This is a genomic window from Jannaschia sp. R86511 (assembly GCF_042466345.1).
GTDB lineage: Bacteria > Actinomycetota > Actinomycetes > Actinomycetales > JBBAYJ01 > Aquipuribacter.
Map to the genome: position 1 here is coordinate 3,596,478 of NZ_JAXHCD010000001.1, position 22,755 is coordinate 3,619,232.

Here is a 22,755-nt window from a genome sequence, read left to right on the forward strand (position 1 = left end):
GCGCCACGGTACCTGCCGGACCGGACGCGGCCCCCCGGCCCCCTGGAACCACGGGCCGTGCCCCCCGACGGGGAGCACGGCCACCGCTCACTTGGCGGACTTGGCGGGGACGTTGTCGCGGCGCTCGCGGATGCGGGCCTTCTTGCCGCGCAGGTCGCGCAGGTAGTAGAGCTTGGCGCGACGCACGATGCCGCGGCTGGCGACCTCGATCTTGTCGATCACCGGGCTGTGCAGCGGGAAGGTGCGCTCGACGCCGACACCGAAGCTGATCTTGCGGACCGTGAAGGTCTCGCCGATGCCGCCGCCGTGACGACGGATGACGATGCCCTGGAAGACCTGGACCCGCGAGCGGGTGCCCTCGACGACCTTGACGTGGACCTTGAGGGTGTCGCCGGCGCGGAACTCGGGGACGTCGGTACGCAGGCTGGCTGCGTCGAGGTTGTCCAGGGTGTTCATGGGTGTGCCTTCCCGGTCGGTGCCACAGGCCACCGGCCTGCCGGGCGTGGCCCGGCGTCGATGAGGTGCTTGGGTCAGGTCTGGGTGAGGGCCCGAGGGCCCGTCGGTGTCCGGCGCCCCCCTGCGGCAGGTGGACCGGCAACCGGTAGAGGATGCCACAGCCGGGGCCGGGTACGTGAATCGGCCGGGACCGCGGGCGCCGCGGGCCGGGCCTGCACTGCGGGCCTGGTTGGCGGGCCTGGTTGGCGGGCCTGGTTGGCGGGCCTGCGTCGCGGGCCTGCGTCGCGACTCAGCCGGGCGGTGCCAGCCGGTCGTCGACCACGGCCCAGCCGAGCCCGGTCAGGACGGCCACGTCGGCGCGGTCGAAGCCGGTCGCCGGCGCCCCGGCGAGCAGGTCGGGGCGACGAGCCGCCGTGCGACGCAACGACTCGTCGCGCCGCCACCGGGCGACCTTGGCGTGGTCGCCGCTGGTGAGCACCTCGGGCACGGGCAGGTCCCGCCACAGCGCCGGCCGGGTGTAGGCGGGGGCCTCCAGCAGGCCGTCGCTGTGGCTCTCCTCCACCACGCTCGCGGCGTTGCCCAGCACGCCCGGCAGCAACCGGCCCACGGCCTCGACGAGCACCAGGGCGGCCGCCTCGCCACCGGCGAGCACGTAGTCGCCGATGCTCACCGGGGTCACCCGGTGGTGGCGGGCGGCGTCGTCCAGGACGCGCTCGTCGATGCCCTCGTAGCGGCCGCAGGCCAGCACCAGCCACGGCTCGGCGGCCAGCTCGTGGGCCATGGCCTGGTCGAACCGCCGCCCCGCCGGGGACATCACGAGCAGGTGCGGCTGCGCACCCGCGCCCAGCGACGTCGTCCCCGCCTCGCGGACGTGGTCGAGCGCCTCGCCCCACGGCGGCGGGGTCATGAGCATGCCGGCACCCCCGCCGAACGGTGAGTCGTCGACCGTGCGGTGCACGTCGTGGGTGAAGGACCGCAGGTCGTGCACGGCCAGGTCGATGCGCCCGGTCTCCACGGCGCGCCCGATCAGCGACAGCCGCAGCGGGGCCAGGTAGTCCGGGAAGACCGTGACGACGTCGACGCGCACGGGCCTCAGTCCTGCTGCGGGTCGACCGCGGGGAACAGCCCGCCGGGCGGGTCGACGACCACGTGGCCGGCGGCCACGTCGACCACCGGGACCAGCGCGTTGACGAAGGGGACGAGCACCCGCTCGCGGCCGGTGTCGACCTCGAGCAGGTCCTGGGCCGCCCCGCTCTGCAGCGCGGTCACCGTGCCGAGCCGTCGGCCGTCCGGGGTCAGGGCCGCGAGCCCGACCAGGTCCGCGACGAGCCAGGCGTCGTCCTGCGGCTCGTCCGCGGCCGCGTCGACCAGCAGCTGGACGTCGCGCAGGGCCTCGGCGTCCTCGCGGCGGGTGACGTCCTCGAAGCGGAGCACCCAGCGGTCGGTGTGCTTGCGGGCCGCGGCGAGCACCAGCGCCCCCACGTCCGGGTCGGTGAGGAACCAGGCCCCGGGCACGAACCGGCCCTCGGCGTCGTCGGTGCGGACCGCGACCGTCAGCTCGCCCTTGAGGCCGTGGGGACGACCGAGGCGGCCGACCACGAGCAGGGTGCGCTCGGGCTCGGCCGCCTCGTCGGGTGCGGCGTCCACGTGCTGGGGGTCAGCGACCGTCGAGGTCGACGATGTCCACGCGCACCGGACCGGAGTCCGACAGCGCGTTGACGACCGTCCGCAGCGCGGTCGCGGTGCGACCGGCGCGGCCGATGACGCGGCCGATGTCGTCGGGGTGCACCCGGACCTGGACGAGCGGCCCGCGACGGGTGCCGCGCTCGACGACGCTCACGTCCTCGGGGTGCTCGACGATCCCGCTGACCAGGTGCTCGACGACGTCAGCCAGCACGTCAGGAGTCCTTGGCCTCGGTGGCCTCGGCGGCGGGCGCCTCGGTCGTGGTGGCCTCCGCCTTGGGCTCCTCGACCTTGGGCTCCTCGGTCTTGGGCTCGTCGGCCTTCGGCTCCTCGGCCTTGGGCTCCTCGGCCTTGGGCTCGTCGGCCTTGGTGGCCTTGGCGTCGGCGGCGGGCGCCTCGGCCTTGGCGGCCTTCTTGCGGGGCGTGGTGGCCTCGGCGCCGTCGGACTTGGCGTCGCGCATGGCCGCCTCGTAGGCGATGAGCTTGTCGGGCTTGGCCTCCTTGACGCGGAGGGTGCCCTCCGTGCCCGGCAGGCCCTTGTGCTTCTGCCAGTCGCCGGTGATCTTCAGCAGCGCGGCCACCTGCTCGGTCGGCTGGGCGCCGACGCCGAGCCAGTACAGGGCGCGCTCGGAGTCGATCTCGATGAGCGAGGGCTCCTCGGTCGGGTGGTACTTGCCGATCTCCTCGATCGCCCGGCCGTCACGGCGGGTGCGGGAGTCCGCGACGACGACGCGGTAGTACGGGGCGCGGATCTTGCCGAGGCGCTTGAGACGGATCTTGACTGCCACGAGGGGTTGTTCTCCTGAGTCTGTGTGGTCGCTCGACCGGTCGCCGTGGTGGGGACCCGGGCCCGGTCGGGCAGATGGACTCGCGCCGTCACGGTGAGAGGGGCCGGGACGGGCGGGTACAGCCGTCTAGTGTGCCACGACGACGTGCCCGCCGAGGACGACCGCCCGGGGCGTGCGCAGCACGGACGGGGCCACGAGCGGGTCCGCGTCCAGGACCAGCAGGTCCGCCCGGGCGGCCTCGACCAGCCCGTCGCGACCGAGCCACGCGCGCGCGTCCCAGGCGGCCGCGCCGACGGCGGTCGCCACCGGCAGCCCGGCGTCCACGAGGGCGGCCACCTCCTGGGGGACGAGGCCGTGCGGCAGCGTGGCGCCCGCGTCGGTGCCCACGTACAGCGGGACGCCCGCCTCGTGCAGCGACACCACCGTCTCGTGCCGGCGCGCGTGCAGCGCCCGCATGTGGGCCGACCAGGTGGGGAACTTGGCCTGCCCGGCGGCCGCCAGGTCGGGGAAGGTCGCGATGTTGACCAGGGTCGGGACCACGGCCACCTGCTGCCGCGCGGCGGCGGCGACCGTGTCGGCCGTGAACCCCGTGCCGTGCTCGATGCCGTCGATCCCGGCCGCGAGCAGGTCCGGCAGGCTGTCCTCGCCGAAGCAGTGGGCCGTGACGCGGGCGCCGGCCTCGTGGGCGGCGGCGACCGCCTCGACCAGCACGTCGGCGGGCCAGCAGGGCGCCAGGTCGCCCAGGTCCCGGTCGATCCAGTCCCCCACCAGCTTGACCCAGCCGTCGCCGCGCGCGGCCTGGTGGCGGACCTCCTCGACCAGGGTGCCCGGCTCGATCTCGACGGCGTAGTCGCGGATGTAGCGGCGGGTGCGGGCGATGTGACGCCCGGCCCGGATGATGCGCGGCAGGTCGTCGCGGTCGTCCATCCAGCGGGTGTCGGCCGCGGACCCGGCGTCGCGGACCAGCAGGGTGCCGTGGTCCCGGTCGGTCAGGGCCTGGGCCTCGGCGGTGGCCCGGTCGACGGCACCGTGGGCGTCCAGCCCGATGTGGCAGTGGGCGTCGACCAGGCCGGGCAGGACCCAGCCGGGCAGGCGCCGGACGTCGGCGCCGGGCGCGGTCGGCCGCTCGAACGTCAACCGGCCGCCCACCACCCACGCCTGCTCGCGCACCTGCTCCGCGTCCACGCGGACGGGCCCGGTCAGGTGCAGCACGTCGGCCACGGGCGCCTCAGCGGCCGCCGAAGGCGTCGCGGAAGCCCTCGGGCAGGGCGCTCGGGTCCACCTGGTCGCCCCGGGCCTGCCCGCCCAGACCGAACGAGGACCCCGCGGGGGCCTGGGCCGGCGCCGCGGGCAGACCCGCCGCCTCGGCGGCGCGCTTGGCGGGGTTGCCGGAGCGGGAGCCCTTGCTGGGGCGCTGCTGCTGCTTGCCCTTGCCCTTCTTGCCGCGCTTGCCGGGGCCGACGCCGCCCATCCCCGGCATCCCGCCGGGCATCCCGGGCATGCCCGGCATGCCGCCGCCGTTGCGCATCTGCCGCATCATCTTCTGCGCCTGGGTGAAGCGCTCGACCAGGCCGTTGACGTCGCTGACCTGGGTGCCGGAGCCCTTGGCGATGCGCATCCGGCGCGAGCCGTTGAGCAGCTTGAGGTCCTCGCGCTCGGCCGGTGTCATGGAGCGGACGATGGCCTCGACCCGGTCCAGCTCGCGCTCGTCGAACTGCTCGAGCTGCTCCTTGATGTCCCCCATGCCGGGGAGCATCTTGAGCATGTTCTTCAGCGGGCCCATCTTGCGGACGGCCTGCATCTGGTCGAGGAAGTCCGTCAGCGTGAAGTCGTCGCCGCGCTGGAGCTTGTCCGCCATCTTGGCGGTCTGCTCGGCGTCGAAGGCCTTCTCGGCCTGCTCGATCAGGGTGAGCACGTCACCCATGTCGAGGATGCGCCCGGCCATCCGGTCGGGGTGGAAGACCTCGAAATCGGTGAGCTTCTCACCGGTGGAGGCGAACAGGATCGGGCTGCCGGTGACGGTGACGACGCTCAGGGCCGCGCCGCCGCGGGCGTCGCCGTCCAGCTTGGTCATGACCACGCCGGTGAGCGAGACGCCCTCGTCGAACTGCTTGGCCGTGTCCACCGCGGACTGGCCGATCATGGCGTCGAGGACGAACAGCACCTCGTCGGGCTGCACGGCGTCGCGGATGTCCGAGGCCTGCTGCATCAGGTCCGCGTCGACGCCCAGGCGGCCGGCGGTGTCGACGACGACGACGTCGTGGCCGCGGTTGCGGGCGTGCTCGACACCGCGGCGGGCCACGTCGACCGGGTCGCCGACGCCGTTGCCGGGCTCGGGGGCGAAGACCGCGACGCCCGCGCGCTCGGCGTTGACCTGCAGCTGGGTGACGGCGTTGGGGCGCTGCAGGTCGGCGGCGACCAGCACGGGGCTGTGGCCCTGCTCCTTGAGCCAGTGACCGAGCTTGCCGGCCAGGGTCGTCTTGCCCGCGCCCTGCAGGCCGGCGAGCATGATCACGGTCGGCGGGTTCTTGGCCAGCCGCAGCCGGCGGGACTCCCCGCCGAGGATCGCGACGAGCTCCTCGTTGACGATCTTGACGACCTGCTGGCCCGGGTTGAGGGCCTTGCTCACCTCGTCGCCCAGGGCGCGCTCGCGCACCGAGGCGGTGAACGCCCGGACCACGGGCAGGGAGACGTCGGCGTCCAGCAGGGCCAGCCGGATCTGGCGGACGGTGGCGTCCACGTCGGCGGGGCTCAGCCGGCCCTTGCCCCGCAGGGTCTTGAAGGTCGACGTCAGGCGGTCGGAGAGAGAGGCGAACAAGTCGGGTTCCTCAGCAGTCGGCGGTGTCCGGCCAGGGTAGCCGTGCGCCCGGCCCGCCCGGCTCAGCCCGAGCGGCCGGTGCTGGCGGCGAGCTCGGGGTCGGCCGCCTCGACCAGGGCCGCCACCACCGCCCCGACGCGGGGCGGGGTCAGCGGCCGGTGGGTGGTCGACTCGACCACGTACAGCACGTCCACCGCCTGGCCGGCGTGGGTGGCCACGTGCGCGGACCGGATGTCCACGCCCTCGCCCACCAGGGCCCGGCCCAGGGCCGCCAGCAGCCCGGGCCGGTCCTGCGAGCGGACCTCCAGCACCGTCGCGGTCTCGCTGGCGTCCGGCACGACGACCACGGCGGGCCGGTCGTTGGCGGGGCGGCGCAACCGGTGCGAGGCGTCGCGGCGGGCCAGGCGCTCCAGCACCGCCGCGTCCCCGGCGGCCAGCCGCTGCAGGTCCACGCGCAGCACGGCGGGCGAGGGCGTCTCGCCGGCGGCCTGCACCCACCAGGTGTCCACCGCCGTGCCCGACAGGGTGCGGACCAGGGCCGAGCGGACCCCGAGCCGGTGCACGGCCAGGACGCCGGCGATGTCGGCGAACAGCCCGGGCCGGTCGTCGGCCACCACCGTCACCGCCAGCAGGCCCTCGAGCTCGCTGACGCTGACCTGGGTGCCGCCGTGCTCGTCGGCCGCCTCGACCAGCGCGACCTCCGCGTCGGTCAGCGGGGCCGGCCCGGGCGGGCTCTCACCGCGCAGCAGGGCCCGCGCGCGGACCACCAGGTCGTCCACGAGCCGGGCCCGCCAGGGGCTCCAGGCGGCCGGGCCGGCGGCGAGCGCGTCGGCCTCGGTGAGCGCTCGCAGGGCGGTCAGCACGTCGGCCCGGCCGCCCACCGCCGCCACGAGCGCCTCGACCGTGGCCGGGTCGTCCGGGTCCCGGCGCGTGGCCAGGTCCACCAGGGTCAGGTGCTCGCGCACCAGGCGCTCGACGACGTCGCAGTCCGCCGGGGGCAGGCCGACGCGCTGCGCCACGGCCCGGGCCAGCGGGGCCCCGGCCCGGGAGTGGTCCATGGCCCCGGGCCGCTTGCCCAGGTCGTGCAGCAGGCACGCGAGCAGGAGCAGGTCCGGCCGGGACACCTCCCGCAGGAAGCGCTGCGCCTCCACGCAGGTCTGCACCTGGTGCCGGTCCACGGTCCAGCGGTGGACGGCGTTGCGCTGCGGCCGGTTGCGCACCGCGGCCCACTCGGGCAGCCAGCGCGTCACGAGGCCCTGCAGGTCCAGCGACTCCCACACGCCGGGCAGGGCCTCGCCGGCCGCGAGCAGCTCGACGAGGGACTCCCGCGCGGCCGACGGCCACGGCTCGGGCAGCTCCGGCGAGGCCGCGCCCAGGTGCACGGCCGTGACCGGGCTCAGGGGCAGGCCGGCGCGGGCGGCGGTGGCCGCGGCCCGCAGCGCCAGCCCGGGGTCGTCGGCCGGGCTGGTGCCCGCGCCAAGCACCAGCTCGCCGTCGTGCTCGACCAGGCCGTGGCCCAGCGCCCTCAGCCGGGGCCGGCGGGGCCCCGGGCGCCAGCGCCGCTGCGGCAGCGACTGCCGGGCGCGCCGGACGGTGGTGTCCACGGCGTGGGCGATGCCGCGGCCGGACTCGGCCACCCGGGCCAGCAGCTCGTCGGCGTCGGCCAGGCCCAGCACCGCGGCCACCGCGTCCTGGTCGGCCAGGCCGAGCCGGTCACCGGGACGACCGGTGACCATCTGCAGGGCGTCGCGCGCGTCCAGCAGGACCCGGTGGGCGGTGTCGATGTCGGCCCCGTGCGGCCGGTCGGTCAGCCAGGAGGCGGCCAGGGCCCGCAGGGTGGTCACGTCCCGAAGGCCGCCCCGGGACTCCTTGAGGTCCGGCTCGAGCAGGTAGGCCGCGTCGCCGTGCCGCTCCGCCCGCTCGGCCAGGCTGTCCAGCACCTGCGGCAGGCGCCGCCGGGCGGAGGCGCGCCAGTCCTGCAGCAGCACGGTGCGGGCGTGGGAGACCAGCGACGCGTCCCCGGCCACCAGGCTCAGGTCGAGCAGCCCGACGGCGGCGGCCAGGTCGGCCGCGGCCACCTCGCGGCACTGCGCGATGGTGCGCACCGAGTGGTCCAGCCGCAGCCCGGCGTCCCACAGCGGGTACCAGAGCGCGTCGGCGAGCTCCCCGAGCCGGTCCACCGGCAGCCGGCGCCCCTCGTGCAGCAGCAGCAGGTCCACGTCGCTGGCCGGGCCGGCGTCGCCGCGGGCCAGGCTGCCGACCATGGCCAGCGCCACCCCGGGCGGCCCCTGCACCAGCACCAGCCCCGAGTCGTCCGCCGCCCCCGGCGGCTCGGCGACCTCGGCCCGGGCCCCCGCCGGCGCCTCGACGCTCACGCCGAGGCCGGTCGTGACCAGGGCCCGGTGCCACACCTGCTGCAACCGGGACACGACCAGGTCGCTGTGGGCCCGGCGTCGCTCCGGCCCCGGCAGGGCCGACCTGACCGACGCCGCCAGCAGGTCCTTGGCCAGGTCCCGGGGCAGGTCCCCCGGCTGCCCCGCCGCTCCTGCGCTCGCCGTGCGGCTCATGCGTGCTCCTCCCCTGCGTCGACGCGCGCTCCCGCGGGTCGTGGTGCGGACCGGCCGGCCCCCGTCCCGGCGGCAGGATGCGCCGGCGTGCGTTGCCGCGCGCCGGCGCATCCTCGCTCGCTGGGTCCGATCGGGTGCGACCCTAGATCGCGTCGACCCCGCGCTCGCCGGTGCGGACCCGGACGACCTCGTCGACAGGGCTGGCCCACACCTTGCCGTCACCGATCCGGCCGGTCTGGCTGGCCTTGACGATGACGTCGACCACGTCCGCGGCCGCGGTGTCGTCCACCAGGACCTCGATCCGGACCTTGGGCACCAGGTCGGAGGTGTACTCCGCGCCGCGGTAGACCTCGGTGTGGCCACGCTGGCGGCCGTAGCCGGACGCCTCGGACACCGTCATGCCCTGGACGCCGAACGCCTCCAGTGCGTTCTTCACGTCGTCGAGCTTGTGCGGCTTGATGACCGCGGTGATCAGCTTCATGCGGAGACCTCCGACTTGGACGAGGTGGACTTCGGGCTGAAGCCGCGAGCGCCGATGCCGCTGAACTCGTAGGCGGACTCGGCGTGCTCGGTCGCGTCGATGCCCTCGGCCTCGGCGTCCTCGGTGATGCGGAAGCCCATGGTCTTCTGGATGAGGAAGCCGATGATCAGCGTCATCACGAAGGAGTAGGCGAGGACGGCGAACGCGCCGCCGGCCTGGCGGGGCAGCAGCTCCAGGCCGCCGCCGTAGAACAGGCCCGCGGGGTAGCCGTCGTAGGCCGCGGCGACCGAGGGGGCGGCGAAGAACACGATGAGGAGCGTGCCGACGAGGCCGCCCACCAGGTGGACGCCGACCACGTCGAGCGAGTCGTCGTAGCCCAGCTTGTACTTCAGGCCCACGGCGAAGGCGCAGACGACACCGGCGATGAGGCCGATGAAGATGGCGCCGACCGGCGTCACCGCACCGCAGGCGGGGGTGATGGCCACGAGGCCCGCGACGACACCGGAGGCGGCACCGAGCGAGGTCGACTTGCCGTCGCGCAGCCGCTCGACCACGAGCCAGCCGAGGATGGCGGCGCCGGTGGCGACCAGGGTGTTGACCCAGACGTAGGCGGCGATGCCGTCGGAGGTCAGAAAGCTGGCGCCGTTGAAGCCGAACCAGCCGAACCACAGCAGACCGGCGCCCAGCATGACCAGGGGCAGGTTGTTGGGCCGCATCGGCTCCTTGCCGAAGCCCTTGCGCTTGCCCAGCACGATGGCCAGGGCGAGCGCGGCGGCGCCGGCGTTGATGTGGACCGCGGTGCCGCCGGCCAGGTCGATGGCCTCGATGCCGTCGGCGATCCAGCCGCCCTCGCCGTCCTGGAACGCGAACACCCAGTGCGCGACCGGGAAGTAGACGACGGTGGCCCAGATGCCGGCGAAGACCATCCACGCCGAGAACTTGGCGCGGTCGGCGATGGCGCCGGAGATGAGGGCGACCGTGATGATCGCGAAGACCGCCTGGAACGCGGCGAAGGCGATGTCGGGGTACGTGCCCACGACCATCTCCTCCCCGGCCAGCTGGTCGGCGTCGGGCATGAGCCCGGCGAAGCCGAAGTACTCGGTCGGGTCGCCCACCAGGCCGCCCTGGCTGGTGCCGAAGGCCACCGAGTAGCCGTACAGCACCCACAGGACGCTGATGAGCCCGAGGGCGCCGAAGCTCATCATCATCATGTTGAGGACGCCGCGGTGGCGGTTCATGCCGCCGTAGAACATCGCGAGGCCTGGGGTCATGAGCAGCACCAGAGTGGCGCTGGTCAGGATCCAGGCGGTTGTGCCCGTGTCCACCATGTGGTTGTCACCTTCCGAGTCGCGGGACGGCGCAGGGGTCGGTCCCGTGCCGATCAGTGCGCCCAAGGTGGCCTCCGGGTGTTTCGTCGCCCACCGCCTCCGGTTACAGGCACGTGACGAGCAGGCCCTGGATGTGAAAGGTGCGTGACACGGGAACCCACCGGGCACGACCGCTGCACGCAGGGTCACGACCGGCCCGCGCCGCCCCCGGAGCGCTCAGCCGGTGGTGTCGTGGGCCTGCAGGAACTCGAAGACCTCGGTGTCGTCGACCCCCGGGAACGTGCCCGGCGGCAGGGTGGCCAGCAGGTGGCTCTGGGCCCGGGCGCTGGGCCAGGCGTAGCCGTCCCAGCGCCGGGCCAGCTCGGTGGGCGGCCGGCGGCAGCAGGTCTCCTCGGGGCAGCGCGAGGTCGAGCGCTCCGTGGTCTCGCGGCCCCGGAACCACTTGACGTGCGCGTAGGGCACGCCGACGGCGACCGAGAAGTCGTCGGTGTCGTCGGTCCCGGCTCCGGGCCGTCGGTCGACGTGCGCGGTGCACCAGTAGGTCCCCGTCGGGGTGTCGGTGTACTGCCGGTACGGGGCCGAGCCGTCGGTGGCCCCGAACACCACGCGCACCGTCCAGTGCCGGCACACCGTCTGGCCCTCGATGGCGCCGGTGGCGTCGCTGGGGAAGCGGACGCCGTCGTTCTCGTAGGCCTTGTGGATCACCCCGCTGCGGTGGACCCGCATGAAGTGCACCGGCAGGCCCAGGTGCCGCGTGGCCAGGTTGGTGAACCGGTGCGCGGCCGTCTCCTGCGAGACCGCGTAGGCGTCGCGCAGGTCCTCCACGTCGAGCTCGCGGTGGGCCTTCGCCCCGGCCAGCAGGGGCACCGCGGTCCGCTCGGGCACCATGAGCGCCGCGGCGAAGTAGTTGGCCTCGACCCGCTGGCGCAGGAAGTCCGCGTAGCCGTCGGGGTCGCTGTGGCCCAGCACGAAGTGGCCCAGCGTCTGCAGCACGACGGTGCGCGCGTCGTGGCCGAGCCCGTTGGCGTCCAGCGGCACGTACAGCCGGGAGTTGCGCAGGTCGGTGACGGAGCGGACCGAGCGGGGCAGGTCGTCGACCCGGTGCACGGTGAACCCGAGGTGGCCCGCCAGCTCGGCGATCACGCGCTGCGACAGCGGTCCCGCGCCGTGGCCCACGGCCTGCAGCAGCCCGTCGGCGGCCTGCTCGATCTCGGGGTAGTAGTTGTCGCGCGCCCGCATCTGCTCGCGCAGCTCGCGGTTGGCCCGCCGGGCCTCCTCCGGGGTGGCCGCCTGCTCCGTCGCCCGCCGCACCAGCTCGCCGTGCAGGCCGACGAGCGCCTCGAGCACCTCGGTGGACGTGCGCGGGCCGACCTTGACCTCGGGCAGGTGCAGCGACGCGTACAGCGGGCTGCGCTGCACCCGCTCCCAGGCGATCTCCAGCGCGTCGCGCCGGCTGGGCGGCTCGGCCCCGAGCAGGTCGGTCACCGTCACCCCCAGGGCCTCGGCCAGCGACCGCAGCAGGTCCAGCCTGGGCTCACGGCGACCGTTCTCGACCAGCGACAGCTGCGAGCCCGCCCGGCCGACGGCGGCGCCGAGCTGCTCGAGCGTCCAGCCCTTCTCGCGGCGCAGGTGCCGGATGCGACGGCCCACGGTCAGGGAGTCGGCAGAGCCCGACGTGGCAGAGGTCACGCCGATGGCCGTCATTTCGTTGACGATAGCGAAGGATCGGCGTTTCTTGCCACGAAGAAGCCGTGGATCTGACCCTCCGTTCGCTGCAGAGTCCTCTCACCGGGGCCACGGTGGCCCCGGGGCACGTGAGGAGATCACCATGACCACGACCTTCCCCACCCCGACCGGCGCCGACGAGCAGCACGCGGTGGAGGTCACCGCGGGGACCCCGGTCACCCCCTCTCCCGACCTCCTGGACCGCTCCCTGCCCAGCGCGGGCGACCTGGCCCACGAGTGGGCCACCGACCCGCGCTGGGCCGGGATCGAGCGCACGTACACCGCCGAGGACGTGGTCCGGCTGCGCGGTCGCGTCGCCGAGGAGCACACCCTGGCCCGCCGCGGCGCGGAGCGGCTCTGGCGGCTGCTGGGCGAGCGGACCCACGTGCCCGCCCTGGGGGCGCTGACCGGCAACCAGGCCGTGCAGATGGTCCGCGCCGGCCTCGAGGCGATCTACCTGTCCGGCTGGCAGGTGGCCGCCGACGCCAACCTCTCCGGGCAGACCTACCCCGACCAGTCGCTGTACCCGGCCAACTCCGTGCCCGCCGTGGTCCGTCGCATCAACAACGCGCTGCTGCGGGCCGACCAGATCGGCCACCAGACCGGTGAGACCGACGGGCCCACGGACTGGCTGGCCCCGATCGTGGCCGACGCCGAGGCCGGCTTCGGCGGCCCGCTCAACGCCTTCGAGCTGATGAAGCAGATGATCGCCTCCGGCGCGGCGGGCGTGCACTGGGAGGACCAGCTCGCGTCGGAGAAGAAGTGCGGCCACCTGGGCGGCAAGGTGCTGGTCCCCACCCAGCAGCACATCCGCACCCTGAACGCCGCCCGCCTGGCCGCGGACGTCTCGGGCACCCGGACCCTGGTCGTGGCGCGCACGGACTCGCTCGCCGCGGACCTGCTGACCAGCGACGTCGACCCCCGCGACCAGCAGTTCTGCACCGGCGAGCGCACCGCCGAGGGCTTCTACCGGGTCCGCAACGGCATGGCGCCCGTCATCAGCCGGGCGCTCGCCTACGCGCCCTACGCGGACCTGATCTGGGTCGAGACCGGCACGCCCGACCTCGAGCAGGCCCGCGCCGTCGCCGAGGCCGTCCACGCCGAGCACCCCGGCAAGATGCTGGCCTACAACTGCTCGCCCAGCTTCAACTGGAAGGCCTACCTGGACGACGACACGATCGCCCGGTTCCAGCGCGAGCTGGCCGCGATGGGCTACCGGTTCCAGTTCATCACCCTGGCCGGGTTCCACGCCCTCAACCACTCGATGTTCGACCTGGCCCACGGCTACGCCCGGCGCGGGATGAGCGCCTACGTGGAGCTGCAGCAGGCCGAGTTCGCCGCCGCCGACCGCGGCTACACCGCCGTCAAGCACCAGGCCGAGGTCGGCACGGGCTACTTCGACGCGGTCGCCACCGCGCTCAACCCCACCGGGTCGACCCTCGCGCTGACGGGGTCCACCGAGTCCGAGCAGTTCCACTGAGAGGCAGGGACCAGACCATGACGCTGACCGAGATCTCCCTCGACGCCCGCTCGCCCCGCCCGGCCCGGGTCGACGTGCTCGGCCCGGTGCGAGCAGGCTACGAGCGCATCCTGACGCCCGAGGCGCTGGCGTTCGTCGGCCGGCTGGACCAGGCCTTCGCCGAGCAGCGCTGCGAGCTGCTGGCCGCCCGCACCCGGCGCCGCGAGGCCGTCGAGGCCGGCGCCGACCTGGGCTTCCGGGCCGACACGCGGTGGATCCGCACCGACCCCAGCTGGAAGGTGGCCCCGCCCGCCCCCGGCCTGGTCGACCGCCGGGTCGAGATCACCGGCCAGACCGACCGCAAGATGGCGATCAACGCCCTGAACTCCGGGGCCCGGGTCTGGCTGGCCGACCAGGAGGACGCCACCAGCCCCACCTGGGACAACGTCGTCGGCGGTCAGCTCAACCTGCTGGACGCCAGCCTGGGCGAGCTGACCTGGGACTCCCCCGACGGGCGCCGCTACGAGGTGACCGGCGACGCCGACGGGCGCACCCCGACCGTCGTCGTCCGCCCGCGCGGCTGGCACCTGCCGGAGAAGCACCTGCGCATCGACGGCCGGCCGCTGGCGGGGGCGCTGGTGGACTTCGGGCTGTACCTGTTCCACTGCGCCCGGCTGCAGCTGCAGGCCGGCCGCGGCCCGTACTTCTACCTGCCCAAGCTCGAGAGCCACCACGAGGCGAGGCTGTGGAACGACGTGTTCGTCACCGCGCAGGCCCTGCTCGGCCTGCCCCGCGGCACGATCCGGGCCACGGTGCTGATCGAGACCCTGCCGGCGGCGTTCGAGATGGAGGAGATCCTCTACGAGCTGCGCGAGCACGCCGCCGGGCTGAACGCGGGCCGCTGGGACTACGTGTTCAGCGTCATCAAGACCTACGGCACCCGCGGCGGGGACTACCTGCTGCCGGACCGGGCCGACGTCACCATGACGGCCCCGTTCATGCGCGCCTACACCGAGCTGCTGGTCGCGACCTGCCACAAGCGGGGCGCCCACGCGATCGGCGGGATGGCCGCGGCGGTGCCGGACCGCGCGGACCCCGGGCGCACGGCGGCGGCCGTGGCCGCGGTCCGCGCCGACAAGCAGCGCGAGGCCGCGGACGGCTTCGACGGCTCCTGGGTGGCGCACCCGGGCCTGGTGGGGACCTGCCGCGAGGTCTTCGACGCCGTGCTGGGCCACCGGCCCAACCAGGTGCACCGGCACCGCCCGGAGGTGGCCGTCACCGCGGCCGACCTGCTGGACGTCGGGGCCACGCCCGGCGAGGTCACGGCCGGCGGGCTGCGGCAGAACCTGTCCGTCGCGCTGCAGTACCTGACGGCGTGGCTGGGCGGGCAGGGGGCCGTGGCGCTGCACGGGCTGATGGAGGACGCGGCCACGGCCGAGATCTCCCGCTCCCAGGTGTGGCACTGGCTGCGCGAGGAGGTCGTCCTGGCCGACGGCACGACCGTGACGCCGGAGCTGGTCCGGGACCTGCTGGCGCAGGAACGGGCGGCGGCCCGGGCGGCGGGCGGCGACCCGCAACGGCTCGCCGCCGCGGCGGACCTGCTGGCCGAGGCCGTGCTGGCCGAGCGGCTGCCGGCCTTCCTCACCACGCGGGCCTACGCCCGGCACCTCGTCACCCTGGTCGGGGCGCCGGCCGAGGCGCTCGACCTGGCCGCGGACTCCCTCGACCTGACCGGGTGCGTGGCCTGACCGGGTGCGTGGCCTGACCGGGTTCGTGCGAGCGGCCCGGGCGGGTCGTCTGCCTCAGCGCAGGCGGCCCGCCCGGTGCAGCACCCGCAGGATCCGCCAGCCGACCGTGAGGCACAGGACGGCGACCCCGGTCCCGAGCCGCACCAGGGCCCACGTCGCCGGGTCGTCGAGCACCAGGAGCAGCACCCCCGGGACCGCGAGACCCGGCACCCCGGCCAGCACGAACAGCCTGACCATGAGCCGGCGCGGGGCCCCGCCCAGCAGGGGCTCGTCGTCGCGCCGGGAGGACACCACCTCGCCCGGCACGGGCGAGCGGTCCCCCTGACCTCCTCGCTGTCGCGGCAGCCCCGGCCCCTCCCCCACGGTCGTGACGCTCAGTCCAGCAGGGCGTCCACGAACGCCTCGGCCTCGAAGGGGGCGAGGTCGTCGGCGCCCTCGCCGAGGCCGACCAGCTTGACCGGCACCCCGAGCTCGCGCTGAACGGCCACCACGATGCCGCCCTTGGCCGTGCCGTCGAGCTTGGTGAGCACGATGCCGGTCACCGCGACGGCCTCGGCGAACACCCGGGCCTGGGTCAGGCCGTTCTGGCCCGTGGTGGCGTCGAGCACGAGCAGCACCTCGTCGACGGGGCCGTGGCGCTCGAGCACGCGCTTGACCTTGCCCAGCTCGTCCATCAGGTCGCGCTTGTTCTGCAGCCGGCCGGCGGTGTCGACCAGCACCACGTCGGCCTCCAGGTCGACGCCGGCCTTGACGGCGTCGAACGCGACGGCGGCGGGGTCGGCGCCCTCGACCTCGCTGCGGACGGTCGGCACCCCGACCCGCTCACCCCAGGTCGTCAGCTGCTCGGCGGCCGCGGCCCGGAACGTGTCGGCCGCACCCAGCACGACGTCCTTGTCCTGAGCCACGAGCACGCGGGCGAGCTTGCCCACCGTGGTGGTCTTGCCGACGCCGTTGACGCCGACGACCAGCACGACCGCGGGACGGTGCGCGCCCTCGCCGGGGGTGGGGGTCACCGCCAGGCTGCGGTCGAAGGTGGGGTCGACCGCGCGCACCAGCTCGCTGCGCAGCAGGGCCCGGACGCCGCCGCCGCCCTCGGCCGCCAGGCGGCTGCGGAGGCGCTCGACCAGCTCCAGCGACGGACCGGTGCCCAGGTCGGCGGCGATCAGGGTCTCCTCGATCTCCTCCCAGGTCGCCTCGTCGACGGTGTCGCGGCTGAGCAGGGCCAGCAGGCCCTTGCCGAGGGCGTTGTTGGACCGGGCCAGCCGGGCCCGCAGCCGGCCGAGCCGGCCGACGACCTCATCGGGGGTCTCCACGGCCGGCGGCCCGGGCACCGGCACGTCCAGCACGTCGGGCCCGACGGCGTCGGGCAGCTCGATGGTCTGCACGTCGCGGCGCGGGGTGTCGACCGGCTCGCCCGCGTCGTCGCCGACGCCCGGGGCGTAGTCGACACCCGGGCGGGGCCGGTCGTCGGTGGTCGGGCCCGACGGGCGGCGACCGCGGCGCAGCAGGCCGACGACCAGGCCGATGACGACCGGGACGCCGAGCGCACCGGCGACGACGATCCAGGTGGTCTCGTCGGGCGACAGGGCCGAGGCTGCGAGCAGGTCCAGGGTGGTGGTCTCAAGCACGGGCCCAGTCTGGCAGCGCCTCAGCCCACCTCGCGCAGCCGCTGGCTGACCACCATCGAGACGCCGTCACCGCGCATGCTGACCCCGTACAGGGCGTCCGCCGCCTCCATCGTGCGCTTCTGGTGCGTGACGACGAGCAGCTGGCTGGACTGGCGCAGCTCCTCCATGAGCACCAGCAGGCGGCCCAGGTTGGCGTCGTCGAGGGCGGCCTCGATCTCGTCCAGGACGTAGAACGGGCTCGGCCGGGCCTTGAACAGCGCCACCAGGAACGCCAGCGCCACGAGGGTCCGCTCGCCGCCGGACAGCAGGCTCATCCGCTTGACCGTCTTGCCGGCGGGCCGGGCCTCGACCTCGATGCCGGTGGTGAGGATGTCGTCGGGCTCGGTCAGCACCAGCCGGCCCACCCCGCCGGGGAACAGCCGGGGGATGATCTGCTCGAACTCCCGCGCGGTGTCGGCGTAGGCGGCGCTCACGACCTGCTCGACCCGCTCGTCGACGTCGCGGATGATGCCCAGCAGGTCCTTCTTGGAGCTGGACAGGTCCTGCTGCTGCTGCAGCAGGAACCGGTGCCGCTCCTCCAGCGCCGTGTACTCCTCCATGGCCAGCGGGTTGACCGTGCCGAGCTCGGCCAGGCCACGCTCGGCCGCCCGCAGCCGCCGCTGCTGCCGGGTCCGGTCGAAGGGCTCGGTGACGGGCTCGGCCGGCGCCGGCCCCCCGTCGGCCCCGTCGGAGCCGTCGGATGACCCGTCGGCGGGCCGGTCGTCGAGGACGGGCACGGGGACCTCCGGGCCGTACTGCTCGACCAGCGCGTCCGGCTCCAGGCCGTGCTCGTCCCGGGCCAGCTCGACCAGCTGCTCCAGGCGCAGCCGCTGCTCGGTACGGGCCAGCTCCTCGGCGTGCGAGGCGGCCACGAGCCGGGAGTGCTCACCGCTCAGGGCCTGCACCGCGGCCGCCGCGTCGCGGGCGGCGCGCTGCACCTCCTCGCGCGCCCGGCGGGCGGCCGCCTCGCCGGCCTGGACCCGCTCCAGCACCCGGGACGCGGCCTCGACCGCGTGCGAGGCGTCGGTCAGCACCTCGCGCGCCTCGGTGGCCGCGCGCACCCGGCGGGCCTGCCGCTCGGCCTGGGCGGCCTGCTCGGCCCGGGCCCGCTCCAGCGCCCGGGTGGCCGCCTCGGCGCGTTCGGCCGCGGCGCGCGCGCGTTCCTCGGCGGTCCTGGCCCGCAGCCGGGCCTCGGTCTCGGCCTGCCGGGCGTCACGCGCGCGGCGCTGCAGACCGGCCACGTCCCGGGGGCCCGGCTCGTCGCCGGCCCCGCCGGACCCGCCGTCACCGGCACCGGTCCCGTCGCCGGCACCGCCTTCACCGGTCCCGTCGTCACCGGCGCCTTGGTCACCGGTCCCGTCGTCGGCCTGGGCCACCTCGGCGGCCAGCTCCTCGGCCTCGGCCTCGGCCAGGGCCTGCTCGGCCGCGGCCAGCTCGGCGCCGTAGCCGGCCCGGCGGGCGGCGATCTGCTCGGCCCCGGCCCGCGCACGGTCGGCCTCGTCGGCCGCGGCCCGGACCTGGGCCGACACCGCTCCCAGCTGCTCGGCCAGGGCGCTCATCCGGGCGTCGAGGGCCGAGCGCTCGGCCTCCGCCCGGTCCAGCGCGGTCCGGGCGGTGGTGGCGACCTCGCGCGCGGCGCGGACCCCGTCCCGGGCGCGGGCCAGCACCTTCTCGGCCTCGACCAGCTCCCGCTCGGCGTCGTCGAGCACCGCCTGCCGCTCCAGCAGCGACGGCGCGGCGCCCGACCCGCCGCGCAGGGCGTCCACCGTGAGCACGTCGCCGATCATCGTCACGACGACCAGGGCGTCGGCCGCGCCCCCGGCCGTCTCCAGCAGGGCCCGGCCCTGGGCCAGGTCGGCGACGACCAGCGTCCGGGCCAGCCGGTGCCGGGCCCACGCCGACACCGGGCCGTCGCCCAGCACGAGGTCGGCGGCCGGGCGCATGCCCTCGGGCAGCCGGACGTCGTCGAGCTCCCCCAGCCCGGGCAGGGTGCTGTCCTGCGCGTGCGGGGTGGCGGCCGGCACGACCAGGGCCACCCGGCCGCCGTCGACGTCGTGCAGCCGCTCGACGGCCGCGGTCGCGTCGGCCAGCGAGGCCATCGCCACGGCGTCGGCGTCGGGTCCCAGGGCCGCGGCCACGGCGTGCTCGTGCCCCGGCTGCACCCGCAGCAGCGAGGACAGCAGGCCGACCACGCCCTCGCCGCGCTCCAGCACACCGGCGGTGGCGTCCACCGGCACGGTGGTGGAGGCCAGGGCGTCCCGCCGGGCCAGCAGCGCCGCCCGTTCGCGGTCGGCGACCCGCTCACCGGACTCGGCCTCGCGCAGGGCGTCGGCCGCCACCGAGTGCTCGGCCACGGCGCGCTCGTGGGCGGCGACCGCCCGCGCGACCGGGTCCTGCTCGTCGGCACCCGGCCCGCCCGCGACCGGGCCCGGTGCGTCGTCCGTCCCGGCCCCGGCGTCCGTCCCGGCCCCGGCCTCCGTCCCGGCCCCCTCCCGGCGGAGCTCCTCGAAGCGCGCCGCGGCGTCCGCCCGCCGCTGCTCCGCCTCGGCCAGGGTGCGGGCCACGCGCTCGGCCTCGGCGTCGGCGGACTCGCAGCGCCCCCGCAGCGTGGACACGGTGCCTCGCAGCCGCGCGATGGCCTCCGAGCGGCGGGAGCGTTCGACCGCGTGCTCCCGGGCGGCCTTCTCGGCCTGCTCGTGCACCTGCTCGGCCTGCGCGCGCCGTTCCCCGGTCGCCTCCAGCTCGGCGTGCGCACCCTCGACCTGGGCGGCCAGCCCGGCCGCGTCGGTCGCGGCCCGCTCGGCCGCCGCCGCCAGCTCGTCGAGGTCGGCCCCACCGGCCGGGCCGGGCTCGGCCAGCAGCCGGGCGCGCTCGTCGGCCACCCGCGCCGTGGCCCGCAGCCGGTCGGACACGGTCCGCGCCCGGCCCAGCTGGTCGGCCCAGGCGTGCGCCCGGGGCCGCACCCGCGACTCCTCCGCCGCGGCCCGGGCGGCGGCCTGCTCGGCCTCGGCCAGCCGGGAGGCCACGTCGGCCAGCCGCTGGGCGGCGGGTCCGGGACCGTCGTGCCCCCCCAGCGCGCCGCGCGCGGCGGCGACGTCGTCGGCCAGCAGGCGCAGCCGGGCGTCCCGGGCGTCGGCGGCGATGCGGCGGGCGCGCCGGGCCGTGTCGGCCTGGCGGCCCAGCGGCTTCAGCTGCCGGGAGATCTCCGTGGTGAGGTCGGCGAGGCGGACCAGGTTGCCGTCCATCGCCGCCAGCTTGCGCAGCGCCTTCTCCTTGCGCTTGCGGTGCTTGAGGACCCCGGCGGCCTCCTCGACGAACGCGCGGCGCTCCTCCGGCGTGGCCTGCAGGACCGCGTCGACCCGGCCCTGGCCCACCACCACGTGCAGCTCCCGGCCGATGCCGGCGTCGCCGAGCATCTCCTGCACATCCAGCAGCCGGCAGGAGCGGCCGTTGATGGCGTACTCGCTGCCGCCGGCCCGGAACATGGTCCGGGTCACCGACACCTCGGCCGTGCCCTCGCCGATCGCACCGTCGGAGTTGTCGAAGGTCAGCACCACCTCGGCCCGTCCCAGCGGGGCCCGGGTCGCGGTGCCGGCGAAGATGACGTCGGCCATGCTGCCGCCGCGCAGCGTGCGCGCGCCCTGCTCGCCCAGCACCCAGGCGATGGCGTCGACCACGTTGGACTTGCCCGAGCCGTTGGGCCCGACCACGCAGGTGATGCCCGGTTCCAGCCGCAGCGTCGTCGCCGAGGCGAACGACTTGAACCCGCGGAGGGTCAGCGACGACAGGTACACCGGAGAGAGGTTAGTGGTCGGGGCCCCGTGCTCCGCCGGACGCGGTGACGTTGGTCCCGGGTGGCTCCGGGGCCGGCCGCCTAGGCTCAGCGCGTGGTGCAGGACGAGCTGGTGCGCGTGGTCGCGCAGATCGCGGAGGGTCTCGACCTGCCGGTCGTGCTCGACCGGCTGATCGAGGCCGCACGCGAGGCCACGGGCGCCCGCTACGCGGCCATCGGCGTGCTGGGCCCGGACGGGCTGCACGAGGAGTTCCGTCACGTCGGCCTCACCCCGGCGCAGGTGGCCGCCATGGGTGAGCTGCCCCGGGGCCACGGCGTGCTCGGCCTGATCACCCGCGAGCGCACCACCGTGGTGGCCGAGGACATCAAGTCCCACCCCGTCTCGGTCGGCTTCCCGCCCGGTCACCCGCCGATGGGCTCGTTCCTGGGGGTGCCGCTGCGGGTGCGTGGGACCACCTTCGGCAACCTGTACCTGACCGACAAGGCGGGCGGCTTCGACGACGAGGACCGGACGACGGTGGAGGCGCTGGCGGCGGCCGCGTCGGTCGCGGTGGACAACGCCCGGCTCTACCGGAGCGCCCGCAACCGTGAGCAGTGGGCCGCGGCGTCGGGCGCGGTGACCGCGGCGCTGCTGGGGGGCCTGGACGAGGAGGACGCCCTGGCGGTGGTGGTCCAGAACGCCCGGGACGTGGCCGAGGCCGACGCCGCCGTGCTGGCCCTGCCCGGCCGCGACGGCGGGCTGGTGGTCGAGGTCGTCGCCGGGGGTGTCGGCTCGCACCGGCTGGTGGGCATGGGGCTGGCGGCCGTGCGCTCGCTGGGCGACACCGTGTCCTGCCCCATGGCCGACGGCGAGGGCGAGACCGGGGTGCTGGTGCTCGTCCGGGCGGACGGGCACCGCCGGTTCGGGCCCGACGACATCGCGGGGGCCGAGAGCTTCGCCGCGCAGGCCTCGCTGTCGATGCGCCTGGCCGCCGAACGGCGCCACGGCGAGGACAAGGTGCTGCTCGACGAGCGGGCCCGGATCGCCCGCGACCTGCACGACCTGGCCGTCCAGCAGCTCTTCGCGGTGGGCATCGAGCTGGGTCGGCTCCGGCTGGTGCTGCCGGGCGGGGACGGCATGGTCGGGCACGTCGACTCGGCCCTGGACGGCCTGGACACCGCCGTCGGGCACATCCGGGCCACGCTGCGACCGCTCCGGCCGGTGGCCACGGCCACCCCGTCCCAGCAGGTGGCGCGGACCGTGGCCGAGGCGGCCGTCGTGCTCGGCTTCCGGCCGGTGCTGCACGACCGCACCGACCCGGAGCAGACCGCGTCCTGGGACCCCCTGCTCGTGCACGACCTGGTCGCCGCGCTGGGCGAGGCCCTGGCCAACGTCGCCCGCCACTCCCGGGCCTCCGCCGCCACGGTCGACCTGGCCGTGCGCGACGGCCGGCTGCGGCTGGTGGTCAGCGACGACGGGGTGGGGGTGCCCGCGTCGCCGCGACGCACCAGCGGGCTGGGCAACCTGCAGGAGCGGGCCCGCCAGCACGGCGGCGGCTGCACGGTCCTGCCGCGCCCGTCCGGCGGGACGCGGGTGGAGTGGTCGGTCCCCCTGGCCTGAGCCGGTCGGTCAGGAGCGGCGGGCGTGCGAGGCGACCCAGGCGGCCGCCTGGGTGCGACGCTTGAAGCCCAGCTTGGCCATGACGGCGGTGACGTGGTTCTTGACCGTCTTCTCGCTGACGCCCAGCCGCTCGCCGCTCTCCCGGTTGCTCAGCCCGTCACCGATGCACTCCAGGACCAGCCGCTCCGTGGGGGTGAGCACCGACAGCGGGTCCTCGGTCCGGTCCCGGCGCCGCTGCAGGGCCCGCTCGTCGAGCATCACCCGGCCCGCGGCCACCGCGACGACCGTCTCGGCGATCTGGGTGCCCCGGACGGTCTTGAGGACGAACGCCGCCGCCCCCACCGTGAGCGCCTCCGCGGCGTAGGCGTCGTCGTCGAAGCTGGTCAGCACCACGAAGCGGGTGCCCGGGGACACCTCGCCCAGGCCCCGCATCAGGTCGATGCCCGTGCCGTCGGGCAGGTGCAGGTCGACCAGCGCCACGTCGGGTCGCACGGCCGCCCCCCGGCGCAGGCCCTCGGCCACCCCGGCCGCCTCGGCCACGACCTGCAGCGCCGGGTCCGCGTCGCAGACGTCGACGACCCCGCGACGGACCACCTCGTGGTCGTCGACGACCATGACCCGCACGGGTGGCGTCGGCATGCG

At 75.7% G+C, this 22,755-nt stretch carries 18 protein-coding genes; 3 read left to right on the forward strand and 15 right to left on the reverse strand.

Annotated elements, in window-relative coordinates; all coding sequences use genetic code 11:
* Positions 1-87: 87 nt before the first annotated feature.
* The 11 genes from rplS to SJY06_RS16840 all read right to left on the reverse strand — a co-directional run bounded on the left by rplS (position 88) and on the right by SJY06_RS16840 (position 11,825).
* The gene (gene rplS, locus SJY06_RS16790) at positions 88-456 is read right to left on the reverse strand and encodes a 50S ribosomal protein L19 (RefSeq protein WP_380168675.1); all 369 of its coding nucleotides are present in this window, start codon (positions 454-456) and stop codon (positions 88-90) included.
* A 289-nt stretch (positions 457-745) separates the two neighbouring features.
* Positions 746-1,543: a tRNA (guanosine(37)-N1)-methyltransferase TrmD gene (gene trmD, locus SJY06_RS16795; protein ID WP_380168676.1), complete on the reverse strand. Its 798-nt coding sequence runs from the start codon at positions 1,541-1,543 to the stop codon at positions 746-748.
* A gap of 5 nt (positions 1,544-1,548) precedes the next feature.
* Entirely contained in the window at positions 1,549-2,103 is a 555-nt protein-coding gene (rimM, locus tag SJY06_RS16800) for a ribosome maturation factor RimM (protein ID WP_380168677.1), read from the reverse strand.
* Between the two features lie 10 nt (positions 2,104-2,113).
* Positions 2,114-2,353, reverse strand: a complete 240-nt coding sequence (locus SJY06_RS16805; RefSeq protein WP_380168678.1) for an RNA-binding protein — start codon at positions 2,351-2,353, stop codon at positions 2,114-2,116.
* A gap of 1 nt (position 2,354) precedes the next feature.
* The gene (gene rpsP, locus SJY06_RS16810; protein WP_380168679.1) at positions 2,355-2,927 is read right to left on the reverse strand and encodes a 30S ribosomal protein S16; all 573 of its coding nucleotides are present in this window, start codon (positions 2,925-2,927) and stop codon (positions 2,355-2,357) included.
* 126 nt (positions 2,928-3,053) lie between these two features.
* Positions 3,054-4,148, reverse strand: a complete 1,095-nt coding sequence (locus SJY06_RS16815; protein ID WP_380168680.1) for an amidohydrolase family protein — start codon at positions 4,146-4,148, stop codon at positions 3,054-3,056.
* A gap of 7 nt (positions 4,149-4,155) precedes the next feature.
* Positions 4,156-5,745 carry a signal recognition particle protein gene (ffh, locus tag SJY06_RS16820; RefSeq protein WP_380168681.1) on the reverse strand — a complete coding sequence of 530 codons (1,590 nt, stop codon included), beginning with the start codon at positions 5,743-5,745 and terminating at the stop codon, positions 4,156-4,158.
* A gap of 62 nt (positions 5,746-5,807) precedes the next feature.
* Positions 5,808-8,312 (reverse strand): [protein-PII] uridylyltransferase, encoded by a 2,505-nt coding sequence (locus SJY06_RS16825; protein ID WP_380168682.1) that lies wholly within the window; start codon positions 8,310-8,312, stop codon positions 5,808-5,810.
* Positions 8,313-8,454: 142 nt separating this feature from the next.
* Positions 8,455-8,793: a P-II family nitrogen regulator gene (locus tag SJY06_RS16830; RefSeq protein WP_380168683.1), complete on the reverse strand. Its 339-nt coding sequence runs from the start codon at positions 8,791-8,793 to the stop codon at positions 8,455-8,457.
* Positions 8,790-10,121, reverse strand: a complete 1,332-nt coding sequence (locus tag SJY06_RS16835; RefSeq protein ID WP_380168684.1) for an ammonium transporter — start codon at positions 10,119-10,121, stop codon at positions 8,790-8,792. The genes SJY06_RS16830 and SJY06_RS16835 overlap by 4 nt, the downstream gene beginning before the upstream one ends.
* 216 nt (positions 10,122-10,337) lie before the next feature.
* Positions 10,338-11,825 (reverse strand): helix-turn-helix domain-containing protein, encoded by a 1,488-nt coding sequence (locus SJY06_RS16840; RefSeq protein ID WP_380168685.1) that lies wholly within the window; start codon positions 11,823-11,825, stop codon positions 10,338-10,340.
* A 124-nt stretch (positions 11,826-11,949) separates the two neighbouring features.
* On the opposite strand from SJY06_RS16840, the gene aceA reads away from it, so the two are divergent.
* Positions 11,950-13,326 (forward strand): isocitrate lyase, encoded by a 1,377-nt coding sequence (gene aceA / locus SJY06_RS16845; RefSeq protein WP_380168686.1) that lies wholly within the window; start codon positions 11,950-11,952, stop codon positions 13,324-13,326.
* Positions 13,327-13,343: 17 nt separating this feature from the next.
* A complete protein-coding gene (gene aceB / locus SJY06_RS16850) occupies positions 13,344-15,053 on the forward strand; it encodes a malate synthase A (protein ID WP_380168687.1) in 1,710 nt (569 codons plus the stop codon).
* Between the two features lie 54 nt (positions 15,054-15,107).
* Here the strand turns inward: aceB and SJY06_RS16855 are convergent, their stop codons facing one another.
* The 3 genes from SJY06_RS16855 to SJY06_RS16865 all read right to left on the reverse strand — a co-directional run bounded on the left by SJY06_RS16855 (position 15,108) and on the right by SJY06_RS16865 (position 20,514).
* Entirely contained in the window at positions 15,108-15,359 is a 252-nt protein-coding gene (locus SJY06_RS16855; protein ID WP_380168688.1) for a hypothetical protein, read from the reverse strand.
* A gap of 68 nt (positions 15,360-15,427) precedes the next feature.
* Complete coding sequence (ftsY, locus tag SJY06_RS16860; RefSeq protein ID WP_380168689.1) at positions 15,428-16,681, reverse strand: signal recognition particle-docking protein FtsY; 1,254 nt, start codon at positions 16,679-16,681, stop codon at positions 15,428-15,430.
* A gap of 20 nt (positions 16,682-16,701) precedes the next feature.
* The gene (locus SJY06_RS16865) at positions 16,702-20,514 is read right to left on the reverse strand and encodes an AAA family ATPase (RefSeq protein WP_380168690.1); all 3,813 of its coding nucleotides are present in this window, start codon (positions 20,512-20,514) and stop codon (positions 16,702-16,704) included.
* 93 nt (positions 20,515-20,607) lie between these two features.
* On the opposite strand from SJY06_RS16865, the gene SJY06_RS16870 reads away from it, so the two are divergent.
* Positions 20,608-22,113 (forward strand): GAF domain-containing protein, encoded by a 1,506-nt coding sequence (locus tag SJY06_RS16870; protein WP_380168691.1) that lies wholly within the window; start codon positions 20,608-20,610, stop codon positions 22,111-22,113.
* 9 nt (positions 22,114-22,122) lie between these two features.
* On the opposite strand, the gene SJY06_RS16875 is transcribed toward SJY06_RS16870, so the two are convergent.
* Positions 22,123-22,752 (reverse strand): response regulator, encoded by a 630-nt coding sequence (locus SJY06_RS16875; RefSeq protein WP_380168692.1) that lies wholly within the window; start codon positions 22,750-22,752, stop codon positions 22,123-22,125.
* Between the last annotated feature and the right edge of the window lie 3 nt (positions 22,753-22,755).